12 protein-coding genes are annotated in these 13,398 nt (G+C 74.2%); 4 read left to right on the top strand and 8 right to left on the bottom strand.

All coding sequences use genetic code 11. The features are described 5' to 3' along the window. Positions 1-52 precede the first annotated feature (52 nt). From IE316_RS09145 to IE316_RS09125, 5 genes are all read right to left on the bottom strand, one after another. Entirely contained in the window at positions 53-2,122 is a 2,070-nt protein-coding gene (locus IE316_RS09145) for an iron ABC transporter permease (RefSeq protein WP_190203659.1), read from the bottom strand. A 7-nt stretch (positions 2,123-2,129) separates the two neighbouring features. Then, the gene (locus IE316_RS09140) at positions 2,130-3,113 is read right to left on the bottom strand and encodes an iron-siderophore ABC transporter substrate-binding protein (RefSeq protein WP_190203658.1); all 984 of its coding nucleotides are present in this window, start codon (positions 3,111-3,113) and stop codon (positions 2,130-2,132) included. Continuing rightward, positions 3,110-3,970 carry an ABC transporter ATP-binding protein gene (locus IE316_RS09135; RefSeq protein ID WP_190203657.1) on the bottom strand — a complete coding sequence of 287 codons (861 nt, stop codon included), beginning with the start codon at positions 3,968-3,970 and terminating at the stop codon, positions 3,110-3,112. The genes IE316_RS09140 and IE316_RS09135 overlap by 4 nt, the downstream gene beginning before the upstream one ends. 91 nt (positions 3,971-4,061) lie before the next feature. Beyond that, positions 4,062-4,613 (bottom strand): MSMEG_1061 family FMN-dependent PPOX-type flavoprotein, encoded by a 552-nt coding sequence (locus IE316_RS09130; RefSeq protein ID WP_190203656.1) that lies wholly within the window; start codon positions 4,611-4,613, stop codon positions 4,062-4,064. A gap of 84 nt (positions 4,614-4,697) precedes the next feature. Continuing rightward, positions 4,698-5,864 carry a spore photoproduct lyase family protein gene (locus tag IE316_RS09125; RefSeq protein ID WP_190203655.1) on the bottom strand — a complete coding sequence of 389 codons (1,167 nt, stop codon included), beginning with the start codon at positions 5,862-5,864 and terminating at the stop codon, positions 4,698-4,700. Between the two features lie 153 nt (positions 5,865-6,017). On the opposite strand from IE316_RS09125, the gene IE316_RS09120 reads away from it, so the two are divergent. After that, positions 6,018-6,194 carry a hypothetical protein gene (locus tag IE316_RS09120; protein ID WP_190203654.1) on the top strand — a complete coding sequence of 59 codons (177 nt, stop codon included), beginning with the start codon at positions 6,018-6,020 and terminating at the stop codon, positions 6,192-6,194. Between the two features lie 40 nt (positions 6,195-6,234). On the opposite strand, the gene IE316_RS09115 is transcribed toward IE316_RS09120, so the two are convergent. From IE316_RS09115 to IE316_RS09105, 3 genes are all read right to left on the bottom strand, one after another. Next, positions 6,235-7,026 (bottom strand): SAM-dependent methyltransferase, encoded by a 792-nt coding sequence (locus tag IE316_RS09115; RefSeq protein WP_190203653.1) that lies wholly within the window; start codon positions 7,024-7,026, stop codon positions 6,235-6,237. A 142-nt stretch (positions 7,027-7,168) separates the two neighbouring features. Continuing rightward, entirely contained in the window at positions 7,169-7,996 is an 828-nt protein-coding gene (locus IE316_RS09110; protein WP_190203652.1) for a YhjD/YihY/BrkB family envelope integrity protein, read from the bottom strand. 103 nt (positions 7,997-8,099) lie between these two features. Next, the gene (locus tag IE316_RS09105) at positions 8,100-9,212 is read right to left on the bottom strand and encodes an acyltransferase family protein (protein ID WP_190203651.1); all 1,113 of its coding nucleotides are present in this window, start codon (positions 9,210-9,212) and stop codon (positions 8,100-8,102) included. 384 nt (positions 9,213-9,596) lie between these two features. Here IE316_RS09105 and IE316_RS09100 point away from each other — a divergent pair, with 384 nt between their 5' ends. From IE316_RS09100 to IE316_RS35920, 3 genes are all read left to right on the top strand, one after another. Continuing rightward, positions 9,597-9,752, top strand: coding sequence for an azolemycin family RiPP peptide (locus tag IE316_RS09100; protein ID WP_190203650.1), 156 nt, complete (start codon positions 9,597-9,599; stop codon positions 9,750-9,752). Between the two features lie 132 nt (positions 9,753-9,884). Beyond that, positions 9,885-12,110, top strand: a complete 2,226-nt coding sequence (locus IE316_RS09095; protein WP_229910282.1) for a YcaO-like family protein — start codon at positions 9,885-9,887, stop codon at positions 12,108-12,110. An 85-nt stretch (positions 12,111-12,195) separates the two neighbouring features. Further along, entirely contained in the window at positions 12,196-13,395 is a 1,200-nt protein-coding gene (locus IE316_RS35920; RefSeq protein ID WP_268257635.1) for a SagB family peptide dehydrogenase, read from the top strand. Positions 13,396-13,398: the final 3 nt, after the last annotated feature.

Raw genomic sequence — 13,398 nt, 5'->3', positions numbered from 1 at the left:
TATTACGGTTGAGTAACTTGACTCTCCGTCTAACAAGCCCGCCCGCGGCGGCTCAGCGGCGGCTGCGCACCAGCAGGTAGAGGAAGTACGGCGTGCCGATCACCGCGGTCATCAGTCCCGCGCCCACCTGGGCCGGGGCGATCACCGTGCGGCCCAGCAGGTCGGCCGCGCAGACCAGGGTGGCGCCGAGCAGCATCGCGACCGGGACCACCCGGACATGGCGCCGGCCCACCAGGGCGCGGGCCGCGTGCGGGGCGACCAGGCCGACGAAGCCGATGGTGCCCGCGCAGGCCACGGCGGTCGCGCTGAGCAGCACGCTCACCACCAGGAACCCCAGACGGCCCGGCGCCAGTCGCAGCCCGAGCAGCCGGGGCGTGTCCTCGTCCAGCGAGATTAGGTCCAGCTCGGTGCGCCGGGCGACGGCGAACGCGGTGCCGAGGATCAGGGCCAGGGCCACCGGGACCACGTCCGGCAGGGACCGCCCGTAGGTGGACCCCGACAGCCAGGTCAGCGCCTTGGTCGCGTTGAACGGGTCGGTCAGCACGATGAGCAGGCTGATCGTCGCGGTGGTCGCGGAGGCGACCCCGATGCCGACCAGGACCAGCCGGTTCTGCTGGAACCCGCCCCGGGCGGCGAGCCCGAAGACCACCAGCGCGGCGACGCCCGCCCCGGCGAACGCGGCCCCGGCGATGCTCCAGCCCGCCGCGACGGGCGCGGTCGTCACCAGCAGGACGGCGCCGAGCGCCGCGCCGCCCGAGACGCCGAGGACGCTCGGGTCCGCGAGCGGATTGCGGGTCACCGCCTGCACCAGCGTGCCCGCGAGGGCGAGCGCGGCCCCGGCGCACAGCGCGGCCAGCACCCGGGGCACCCGGGTGTCCAGCACGAAGGAGACGGCCCGCCCGGCCCGGCCCTGCGCCCAGTTGGCGACATCGCCCAGCAGCAGCTTGCTGTCGCCGATCAGGACCGCCGCGACCGCGACACCGACCACGGCGACGACGAGGACCGCCAGCACGGCCAGGAACGCGGTCCGGCCCGGGATGCGCAGCCGCTCCGGCGCGCCGGCCCCGGCGGTGTCCCGCAGCCGGAGCGCCATCGCGACCAGGAACACCGCGCCGACCAGGCTGGTGACCACGCCGGTGGGCACCGCCACCGACAGGTCGGCCGGGACCAGCGCCCGCAGCAGCACGTCCGAGCCGAGGACCAGCACCGCGCCGGTGAGCGCGGCGGCGGGCAGGCTCCCGCGCGAGCGGGCGAAGCCGCGGAACCGGCGGGCCAGCGGCCGCACCAGGGCGGGCGCGCACAGGCCGACGAAGCCGATCGGCCCGGCCAGGGTGACCGCCGCCGCGGACAGCAGCGAGGCCAGCACGACCACCGTGACGCGGGTGGCCCGCACGGGCACACCCAGGCCGCGCGCCGCGTCGTCGCCGAGGGCGAGCGCGTCGATCCGGCGGGCGGTCAGCAGCAGCCCGACGAGACCGATGACGGCGACGGGCAGCATCTGGAGCACACCGTCGAAGCCGTTCTGGCCGATGCTGCCCTGGTTCCACTGGTAGAGGCCCTCGGTCTGCTCGGGGAAGAGCAGGAGCAGTCCCTCGGTGACGGAGTTCAGGCCGAGCATCAGCGCGGTGCCGGCCAGGACCAGCCGGACGGTGCCGGTGCCCAGCCCGGACAGGCCGAGCACGATCGCCGCCGCGGCCAGTCCGCCGGCGAAGGCGACGCCGGAGGAGGCGAGCAGCGGCAGCGAGACGCCGGTGGCGCCGACCAGGCCGAGCGCCAGGTAGGAACCGGCGTTGACGGCGAGGGTGTCGGGCGAGGCGAGCACATTGCGGCTGACCGTCTGCAGGACGGCGCCGGCCACCCCGAGGACGGCGCCGACCAGCAGTCCGGCGGCGGCCCGCGGCAGCCGGGAGGCGACGACGACCGACGCGTCGGAGGCGTCGGCCCGTCCGGTGAACGCCTTCCACACCTCGGCGGGGCCGACGGCGGAGGTGCCCTGGGTGAGGTCGAGCACGGCCAGCACGGCGACCACGAGGACGAGCACGGCCGTCACCGCGGCCGCGCCCGACCGGGAGGTGGGAGCCGCCGGCGGCCGGACGGCGGGTTTCGTTGCGGTGACGGCCATGGCCTCGCTACTTCGTCAGCGCGTCGACGACGGAGTCGATGTACGCCGACATCGACCCGGGGCCGCCGAACATCCAGATGCCGTCGTCCAGCCGGTGCACGTGGCCGGCCTCGACGAAGGGCAGGGACTTCCACACCGAGTTCTTGGCGAGCGCGCCGGTGAACGGGGTGGCGTTCTTGTCCTGGTCGTTGCCGATGTACGCGAACCGCGTGTCCTTCGGCAGCCCGGTCAGGCCCTCGACGTCGGTGGTGCCGAGGCCGTAGGCGGCGTCGCCCTTGACGGTCCAGGCGTTCTTCAGCCCGATCGCCTCGTTGACCTCACCGATGAGCGAGGTGGCGGTGTACGGGCGGATGGAGACCTGGTTGGAGGTGACGTAACCGTCGGCGAAGGCGAGGTCGGCACCCGCGAGACCGGCGTCGGCCAGGGCCTTCTTGCCCTCGGCGACCTTGGCCTGGAAGTCCTCGCGGACCGTGGCGGCCCGGTCGGTGGTGTCGGTGGCCTCGGCGATCAGGTCGACGTTCTCGAGCATCTGGTCGATCTGCCCGGTGCCGTCGGCGGACTTCACCGACAGCACGGGGGCGATCTTCTTCAACTGCTTCACGGCGGAGGCCGGCAGGTCGGTGGTGGCGACGATGAGGTCCGGCGCGAGCGCGGCGACGGTGTCCGTGCTGGGCTCGCCGCGGGTGCCGATGTCCTTGGGGGAGCCGGTCAGCGGCACGGCGGAGTCCCAGGTGCGGTAGCCCTTGACGTCGGCGACGCCGACGGGCCGCACGCCGAGCGAGACGAGGCTCTCGACGACGTTCCACTCGGTGGCGACGACCTTGGTGGCCGGGCCGTCGAGCTTCACCTTCGCGCCGGTGCCGTCGGTGAGCGTGATCGCCCCGGCGGACTTCTCGGCCTTGCCGTCGGCGGCCGGCTCGGTGGTGCCGCAGGCGGCGAGGGTGAGCGCCGCGGCGGTGGCGGTGGCCGCGGTGAGGAGAGCGCGTCTCATGAGGTGGTGCCGAGCCTTTCACGTCGGGTGTGGTGACGGCCGATCGCGCGGGTGCGCAGCCGGCCGGTGAGGGGGTCGGGGCCGACCTCGATGCGGATGCCGTAGACGGCGGTGAGCCGCTCCGGGGTCAGGACGTCCTCGGGCGGGCCGTCGGCGACGATCCGGCCCGCCTGGAGCAGGGTGATCCGGTCGGCGACGGCGGCCGCCTGGTCGAGGTCGTGCAGGACGACGCCGACGGCGATGCCGTGGTCGTCGGCCAGGTCGCGGATCAGATCGAGGAGTTCGACCTGGTAGCGCAGGTCGAGATAGGTGGTGGGCTCGTCCAGGAGCAGCACGCCGGTCTCCTGGGCGAGGCAGCTCGCCAGCCAGACCCGCTGCAACTGGCCGCCCGACAGATGGTCGGCGCCCCGGTCGGCGAGGTCCGACACGCCGGTCAGGGCGAGCGCCCGGTCCACCGCCGCCGGGCCGTCCGGGTCGGGCCGGCCCCAGCGTCCCCGGTAGGGGTAGCGGCCGAACTCCACGACGTCCCGTACGGTCAGCCCGCCGGGCGTGGGCCGGCCCTGGGTCAGCAGGGCGACGTACCGGGAGAACTCACGGGAGGTCAGCGCCAGCCCGTCGGTGTCCCCGTCGATCCGCAGGGTGCCGCCGCGCGGGCGCTGGAGGCGGGCGACGGTCCGCAGCAGCGTCGACTTGCCGCTGCCGTTCGGGCCGACCAGGACGGTCACCTCGCCGGGCCGGAGGGTGAGCGCCGCGCCGTGGACGACGTCGACGCCGTCGTAGGACACGGTCATGTCCGTGGCCGTCAGTTCATGACCGCGCAGCCGGGAGCCGTCGGTCGCCTCTTCACCTGATCTCACGAGGCGAAGGTTAGCCTAACCTAAGAAGTGCTGGTAGCGGCGGCCCCCGGCGCACCGCCCCGCCGCTCGCCCGGCGTCCCGGGCGGTGGTCTCAACTCGTCCGCGCGGCAGGGGACTTCCACAGCCCCGAGCGGTTCAGGGACTGCGGGCAGTGCAGGTAGATCTCGTCGATGTCCAGGACCAGGGCCAGGTCCGGACGGCGCCCGTCGCGCGCCATCGCGTCGAAGAACGGGGCGTCGGTGAGGATGCGGGCCCGCCCGTTGATCCGCAGCACCTGCTTGCCGCCCGGGATCAGGTACAGCAGCCCCGCGTGCGGGTTGTCGAGGATGTTGTGGAAGCTGTCCCCGCGCCGGTTGCCGGGCCGGTCCGGCAGGGCGAGGGCGCTGGGGCCCAGTACGTGGGTGAAGCCCGGGGCGTCGCCGCGCGGCGAGACGTCGCAGTTGCCCCGCGCGTCGGAGGTGGCCAGCAGGCAGAACGGCGAGCGGGCCAGGATGTCCAGGTCCTCGTCGGTCAGCCGGTCGTGCACCTTGTCGATCACGATCGGCCAGGGCTCGCCCAGCCGGGCGCGCAGTTCCTCGGGCGAGCGCAGCTCGGCCCAGCCCGCCCCGGTGACGCGGCCGGCGGTGTCGGTGGTGTGCGGCAAGGCCGGCTCCCGGGGGTGTCGTGCACAGGTGGTTGCACGATCAACGTTATCGGATCTTAGGTCCGCCTCACCTGGCCGGTCGGGTCAGAAGGCGTAGCGGACGCGCAGCCAGGGCGCGTGGGTGTCGATCAGCGCGCGCAGCGTCCGTACCGCCTCCGCCTTGACCGCGTTGCGGTAGCGGACGTTGAGCGCCCCGTTCTCCGAGCGCTTGGCCTGCTGGAGCTCCGGTGTCCACAGCACCTCCTCCGCCCGGGGGTGCCAGCCCAGGTTGACCTCGTGCAGGTCCCGGTTGTGCGTCAGCATGATCACCTCGGCGGCGGCCTGTCGCTTCACCCGCTCGGGCAGCACGTCGTCGAGGTGGCGCAGCAGCTCCGCCCACGCCTCCCGCCAGTTGGGGCGGATCACCACGGGCGAGAGGTTGAAGTGCACCTCGTACCCGGCGTCCAGGAAGTCCGCGGCGGCGGCGATCCGCTCGGCCACCGGGGAGGTGCGCACGTCGAGCAGCCGGGCGTCGTCCGGTGGCATCAGGGAGAAGCGGACCCGGGTCCGGCCGCGCGGGTCGAGGGCGAGCAGGTCGGGGTTGACGAACTTGGTGGCGAAGGACGCCTTGGCCGTCGGCCACTGCCGGAAGGCGCGCACCAGGTCCGCGGTGTTGTCGCTGACCAGGGCGTCCACCGAGCAGTCGCCGTTCTCGCCGATGTCGTACACCCAGGCGTCGGGGTCGCACTGGTTCGGCTCGGTCTTCGGGCCGAGGCGGGCGAGGTGCCGGCCGAGGTGGGCGATGATCCGGTCGATGTTGGTGAAGACGGTGATCGGGTTGGCGTACCCCTTGCGCCGCGGGACGTAGCAGTAGGCGCAGGCCATCGCGCAGCCGTTGGAGGCGCCCGGGGCGATCCAGTCGGCGGAGCGGCCGTTGGGGCGGGTGGTGAGCGTCTTGCGTTCGCCGAGGACCAGGGTCTCGCCCTTGACGCGGACCCAGCGGTCGACGTTGCCCTCGTTGCCGTGCAGCCCGGGGATGCGCCAGTGGGAGTCGACGGTGATCAGCCGGGCCCCGGGGAAGCGGGCGATGATCTGCCGGCCGCGCGCCGACTCGGCCGCCGCGGGCTCGGCGTGGATCTCCCGCACGGGCAGCATCCGGCGGGCGGCGGGGGAGTCGCGGAACGAGGGCTCCTCGGCAGCCGTCCCGGTCAGGGCGTCGAGCCCGAACAGCGTGCCGGAGCCGTTGTCCTCGAAGGTGGACGGGTGGTGCATGGGGGCTCCGCGGCGTGAGGTATGTCCAGGAAAGGACCGTTGTTCCACTGTACGGGGTGTGCCGGGGGTGCCGTCGGACCTGTGTTCGGGGCCGGGGCGGGGGCATACGGGTGGCACGGCGGCGAAGGACGCCGTCCGCCAGAGGAGGTACTCGTGCTCGCCATCGTCGGAGCGGTTCTGTTCCTCATCGCCTTTCTGATCAACGCCGCGGACATCTCGACCAACGACGTCTTCACCTCGACCAACTTCATGCTCGTCGGGCTGGCCCTGGTGGCCCTGCACGTCGCCGGGATCGGCAGCGGCTGGGCGGCGCGGGGCCGCCGGCGCTGACCGGGCCCGGGGGCCTGAGGAACGGCCTGGCCGACCGGACCTAGGGAACGCGGGCCACCGCGGCGTAGATGCCGCTGTCCTCGGGCTCGGGCGCCTGCTGCCCGGGGCCGTACCACTCGGTGGCCGTGACCAGGCCGGGCGGGAGCAGCTCCAGTCCGTCGAAGAACCGGGCGACCTCGGCCCGGGTGCGGAAGCCGAGCCGGATGCCGGCCTTGGCGTACTGGGCGACGACCTGCTCCGCCAGCTCCGGGAAGAGGTCGATCGCGGCGTGCGAGAGGACCAGGTGGCTGCCGGGGGCGAGGGTGCCGACCAGCCTGCGGACGATGCCGTGGGCGTCCTGGTCGTCGGGGACGAAGTGCATCAGGGCGATCAGGGAGAGCGCGATCGGCCGGTCGAAGTCGAGGACGCCCCGGGCGTGCCGCACGATCTCGTCCGGGTCGCGCACATCGGCCTGGATGTAGTCGGTGACCCCCTCGGGGTGGCTGACCAGCAGGGCCTCGGCGTGCCGCAGCACGATCGGGTCGTTGTCGGCGTAGACGACCTTGGCGGCCGGCACGGTCCGCTGGACGATCTGGTGCAGGTTGGGCTCGGTGGGGATGCCGGTGCCGATGTCGAGGAACTGGTCGACGCCCCGGGCGGCGAGGTGGGCGGCGGCGCGGTGCATGAACGCCCGGTTCTGCCGTGCCGCGTCCCGGGCCTCGGGCGGCAGGGTCTCGCCGACCGCCTCGTCGACGGGGTAGTTGTCCTTGCCGCCCAGCAGCCAGTCGTAGACCCGCGCGGGATGGGCCTTGCTGGTGTCGATGTGCGGGGGCCGGGTGCTGTCCGTCGTCATGGCAGGCTCCGATGTCCGGGGTGACGCTTCGCCGCGGTGGACGATCATCGTACGTCCGCCGCCCATCGGCCCGCCCACGCGGGCGAGTTGGGCGCCGCGCGGCCCTCGTGAACCTGACCGGACGGGGTAGGGGTGCCGTCCGTCATGACCGCGGCGGCGGGCGGCGCCGGCCGACGCGCTTCCGGCCGCCCCGGGTCGACCAGTGGTGCTCGTGGAACCAGTGGCCGACGAGGGCGCCCCCGAACACCACGAACCCCACCCCGATCAGCCAGGACTCCACCACCAGCACGATGCCGACCGTGCCGTAGCTGATCGCGTTGTCCAGGATCAGCGGCGTGAACACCAGGTAGGAGAAGCCGCGCAGCCCGACCAGCCCGGCCATGGTGGCGATCGCCCCCGGCAGCAGGTCCCGCCAGCGCACCTGACGGCCCAGCAGGAAGTACTGGCCCCACCAGAAGAACAGCACGCCGGTCACCGTCGACAGCGCGATCCGCGCCGAGCCGTGCAGCGTGGTCCGGGTCTGCACCTCCTGGTAGAGGTACCCGGTCAAAACCACGACCCAGGTGAGCTGCCGCCAGACCCGGTGCCAGGGGCCCGACGGCAGGCCCCAGACCCGTTCGTACCCGTTCTGCACGCTCGCCGCGAACGACACCCCGAAGACGGCGAGCAGCAGACCGCCCCAGACGCTGGTGGTGCCGATGACCTCGCGGGGCGGGCTGACGATGTCGGTGAGCACCCGCGCGGACCGCCCGGACAGCCCCATGCCGTCCGCCAGCCAGGCCGCGAAGCCGCCCCGCCCGAGCGGATCGGCGGCGGCCACCACGATCAGCAGCGGCGCCAGGGTGACCAGGGCGATCGTGGCGAAGCCCATGGCCCGGTGCATCAGCTCCAGCTCCCGGCCGCGCCGGACGAGGGCGGTGGCGGCCAGCCGGTCCCACAGGGAGTGGAACGGGCGCAGGAACCGGTTCACGCGGGCGCTCTCCTCGAAGGCGGTCCTCGGGGCGGCTGGTGGGCGCGGCCGCCGGGCCGGGCCGGGTTCCCCCAACCTAGCCCGACGCCCCGGGGAACGCGCGTCACCGCCGCGGTGCAGCGGTCTGGACGCCGGACCGCCGGAACGCCCAGTCCATCCTCGGCTCCATCACGCACCGGAACACGCGCCGCACCGGCGCCGTGCACAGCAGGGTGACCACCGCGGCGGCCACCAGGGTGACCACGACCGCGCCGTAGGGCTCCCGCGCCCACCCGGCGCGGCTCCAGTGCCAGTGGTTGGCGGCCTGGACGACGAAACCGTGCAGCAGATAGCCGTACAGCGTGCCGGAGCCCAGGGCCGTGAACCAGGTGGCGCGCCCCGGCACCCAGGCCAGGAAGCAGGCGACGAGCAGCAGCGAGCAGCCGAACAGGGCCAGCGTCATCAGCGGCCCGTACCAGGCGGGCACCCCGAACCGCTCGGCGCTGCTGCGGTGGAACAGCCAGGCGTACTCGAACCGGGGGGCCAGCCAGTACGCCGCCACCAGCGCCCCCGCGAACACCGGCACCGCCAGCAGCCGCACCGCCCGGCGGCGCACCCACCGGAAGTGCTCCGGCCGCAGGCTCAGGCCCAGCACGAAGTACGGCAGGAACTGCAGGGTCCGCTGGAGGTCGAGGTCGTCGCCGATGTCCGGGGAGAGCGTGGCCAGCATCGCCACGGCCAGCGCCAGCGGCAGCGGCCACCGCACGCTCCGCCAGAACGGCGTGGTCAGCCGCCAGACGAACAGCGCGGCCAGGAACCAGGTCAGGTACAGCGGGTCCAGCAGGCTGATCGGCCGGTCCGGTTCGCCGTCGCTCCACCGGGTGAAGAGGGTGTACGCGGTCTCGAAGACGACGTACGGCACGGCGACCCCGGTGACCAGCCGCTTGATCCGGCCGGGGCTGGCGTCGAAGGTCCGGGAGAAGTACCCGGAGATGACGATGAACGCCGGCATGTGGAAGGCGTAGACGAGCGTGTAGAGCGCGGTGACCGCGCGGCTGTCGTCGCGCAGCGGCTCCCAGGCGTGTCCGACGGCGACGAGCACGATCGCCAGGTACTTGGCGTTGTCGAAGAACGCGTCGCGCCGGGCGGCCGGCTCGGCCCGGGTACCGGTCGCGGGGCGGGGGGCGGGACGGGTGGCCGCGGCGGGGGCCTCCGCGGTCCGGACGGCCTCCGTCACACCGCCCCCATCGCGTCTCCTGGGCAACGCGCACCGGCGTTCACGCGTCTTACCGGGGTTACGGAGATGAGGAAGGCGGTCGGCATTTCTGCCGCCTCACCACTCCCTGCGGAAGCAAACCCTCCGGTGCCGGCCGGAGGCTGTGGTGTCGGTCACGCGGCCGCTCGCCCCGGCGGCTCGGAACCACCGCCGCGGCGCGCCCCCTGGCTACCGTGCGCGCCCCGAAAGCTTCCTTTCCACCTGCTAGGGGGGTTAGTCCGTCGTTTCCTTGTCTTTCCGGCGGCCGCGCATCTGGAATGGAATCGCGGAACCTGCCCTGGGCGGTTGCGCGGTTGCAGTGCTCAGCGAAGAAGAAACAAGACACGCGAGCGAAAGGGCAGAAACATGCAGCAGACAAAACCCCCCGTAGAGCTGGACGGCGAAGCGCTGTTCGAGGAAATGGTCATTCCGGAGTCGGAGGAGGCGTTCGCGGGTCATAGCTGTCTGTCCTGGGCGGCTCCCGAGCCCACCGACATGGTGAGCGCGCCGGTAGCCTCCTGAGGCTCCGCGCCCCTGGCCGCGCGCGACCGCGCTGCCGGGGGCGTTTCGCGCGTCGCGGTGCGTGACCGCGGGCCCGCCGCCCGGCGCTGTGCCGGGTGCGCCGGCCCCCACCCCTCCCGGAAGGCGGCCCCCTTGGATGCCCATGCCCCCACCGAGCTGCGGCCCGACGTACGTCTGGTCCCGCGCGGTGACCACCTCTACGTCTGCGCGAGCACCGGCACCCTGCGCGTCCCCGCCCGGGTGCCCGTCCCCGCGACCGGCGGCGAGGCCGTACCGGCCGACGCCGTCCCCGAGCAGGTGGTGCACGGACTGCGCGCCCGGGGACTCGCGCACGAGCGGGGCCGGCTCGTCCACCCGCTGTACGGGGAGACGGCGGCGCTCGACGCGGACCGGCCGGTCGCCGTCGCCCCCGAGGGACTGGGCGGCGAGGTCAGCGCGCTGCTGGAGCGCATGGGCCTGACGGCGGTCCCCGACGACCGGACCGGACGGGCGGCCGCCGCGGTGCTGCCGCTCTCGCTGCCCGAGGAGCACCTGGTACGCCGGGTCGCCTCCGCCCTGGAGGCCGGTACACCGCTGGTCACCTACCTCGACACGCCCACCCGGCTGTTCTACGCCACCCTCACCCCGCCCCGTACGCCCTGCCCGGTCTGCCTGGTGCGCCGGCTGCGCGCCAACCACGTCTGGCAGCCCATCGCCGACCTGCCGCTGGGCGTCCTGCTCGGCGCGGCGGACACCGGCACCTGGCCGAGCACGGCGGTCGCCGCGGGGCTGCTCGCCCATGAGGTCCTCACCCTCCTGACGTCCGGCACCCCGCACGGACAGGACGGGACACCGCACGGACGGGACGGGACACCGCAGGGACAGCACGGGACACCGCAGGGACAGCACGGGACACCGGAGGACGCGCCCCCGACGGGGCGGGGCAGGCTGACCGAGGTCGAGCACGGCTCGCTGGAGCGCGCCGAGCACGACCTGTTCCACCTGCCGGGCTGCCCCGCCTGCGCCGCGCACGTCACGCCGCCCCGGCGCGCGGACGAACCCGACCACATCGACGCCGCGGTGAGCTGGGAGCGGATGCGCGGCGCGGTGGACGAGCTGACCGGCATCGTGCTCCGCCTGCTGGTCGACGAACGCGACGACGCGCTGGGGGAGACGACGTACGCGCGGACGGCCGGGATGACCAAGACGCACTGGTTCTCGCCGGTCACGGCCGAGGCGCGGGGCGGCGCGGTGAAGAACGACCCGGTGACGGCCCGGGTGTGCGCGGTGGGCGAGACCCTGGAACGGTACGCGGCCGGCGTCTACGACCCGGCGGGACTGGTCCGCGCCTCCGCCGCCGCGCTGGGCGAGGAGGCGGTCGACCCCCGCTCCCTGCCCCTGGGTTCGCCGGCCGAGTACGACCGCCACGACCGCCTGGCCCCGTACGACCCGGAGGCGGAGATCGACTGGGTACCGGGCCGGTCCCTCACCACCGGCCGCACCCGGTACGTCCCCGCCTGCGCGGTCTACCTGCCCTACCGCTTCCCGCCCGGCCACCGGGCCTGGTACGACCCGATCTCCACCGGCCTCGCGGCGGGCGGCAGCTTCCACCACGCGGTGCACGGCGGCCTGATGGAGGCCGTCGAGAGGGACGCGTCCGTGGTCTTCTGGGAGAACCGGCTCGTCCTGCCCACCCTCGACCTGGACGGACTGCCCGACGGACCGGCCCGCCGCATCGTGGAGCGCATGCGCGCCCAGGGCGTGACGGTCACCGCCAAGGACCTGACCACGGATTTGGGCATCCCCGCGGTCGGCGTGCGCTTCCTCCGCCACACCGAACGGCGGCCCGTGGTCACGCACTCCGCCCGCGCGGACCTCGACCCGCACGCCGCCCTGCTCGGCGCCCTGGAGGAGGGCTGCCTGGGCTGGGCGGGCGCCCGGCTGTGGCAGGACAACCTGGACGCGGGGGAGACCATCCCCGCCCCGGGCGACGTGCTGTCCACCCTCAAGGAGTTCTCCCTTTTCTACTGGGCGCCCGACCGGCTCGCCCACCTGGCGTTCTGGGACGAGGGGCCGCTGCTCCCGGTACCGGCGGCACGCCCCTCCGCCGGGCTGCCGGCGGACGTCACGGAGGCGGTGCGGCGGCTCGCGGCGCGCGGACACGAGACGATCGCCGTGGACATCACCCCCGTCGACGTGGCCGAGTGCGGGGTGACGGTCGTCCGGACGGTGGTGCCCGGACTCTGCCCGATCACCTTGCGCAGCGACTTCCACCGCCGCGGCGGACCGAGGGTGTTCCGGGCGCCGCTCGCCATGGGCGTCCGCGAGACCCCGCTGACGGAGGAGCAGCTCAACCCGCTGCCCCTGCCCTTCCTGTGAGTCCCGCGCCGCCCTGGCCCCGCGGCAGCCTTCCGTCCCGCGGCCGCGCCCGGCACCCCGACCGACAGAGAGGCACCGAGGAACCGTGACGACCCGTGCCGCGGAGAGCTCCGCACCCCCGGCCCACAGCACCGGCGACAGCGGCCCCGGTGACACCGGCGCGTCCGGCCCCGTGCGCTACCGGCGCAACCCCGACCTGCTCCTCGAATGGCAGGACGGGGCGGGACCCGTCCTCGTCGACTGCCGCCGATGGCGCAAGTTCACCGCGCGCCCCCGCCTGCTGGCCCTCCTCGACCTGCTGGACCGCCCGCTCACCGCCGAGGAGGCCCACGCCCGCTGGGCCGCCCCGGACGGCACCGGCCAGGACAGCTCCGGCACCCGACGGACGCTGGAACACCTCGCCGACGCCGGCCTGATCCGCGCCACCTCCCGCCCCGCCCCCGTGGCACACGGCCTGACGCCCTACGAACTCGCCGCCCACGCCCGCGCCGGACAGGGCCCCGCCCCCGGCACCCAGCAAGGCACACCGCCCCCGGCCCGGCTCAGCCACCCCGAGGCGACGGAGACCGTCCGGCTCACCGACACCGACACCGACACCGACACCGACGCCGACGCACCGCCCAGCCGCCCGCTGCGCGAGGTCCTGGCCGACCGGCGCTGCGTCCGCGACTTCGCCCCCGTACCGCTGCCGCTCGACCGCCTCGGGGTGCTCCTCGCCCGCGCGGCCCGCGTCCGGGGCCGCATCGGCCCGCACCGGCTCCAGCAGACCCGGCGCCCCTCCCCGTCCGGCGGCGGACGGCACAGCATCGAGGTGTACGTCGTCGCCCGGGAGGTGTCCGGGCTGGCCCCGGGGGCCTACCACTACGACCCGTTCGACCACGCCCTGCACCGGCTGGCCCCCTGGGACGACGGGCTGGCGGCCGTGCTGGACGCCACGGTCACCCTCCCGGCGTACATGACGCAGCCGCCGCCCGCGAGCCTGCTGCTCGCCTCGCACGCCGCCCGCACCGGCTGGAAGTACGAGGGCCTGGCGCTGAGCCTCATCTACCGCGACACCGGGTGCCTGGTGCAGACGCTCTGCCTCACCGCGACGGACCTCGGCCTGGGCGCCTGCCCGACCGGCACCATGCGCCCCACGGACCGGATCCCCTTCCTCGCCGGCCGCCACGAGGACCTGCTCCACGTCGGCAACCTGGCCCTGGGGCTCCCGGGCCCGGACGGCGAAAACGGCGGCGAAGGTCAAGGCGAAACGGCGGAGGCGGGGCGTGCGGCGGGACAGCCGTAACGG

It is taken from the genome of Streptomyces fumanus (assembly GCF_014655295.1).
GTDB lineage: Bacteria > Actinomycetota > Actinomycetes > Streptomycetales > Streptomycetaceae > Streptomyces > Streptomyces fumanus.
This window is presented reverse-complemented; position numbering and strand designations above follow the sequence as displayed.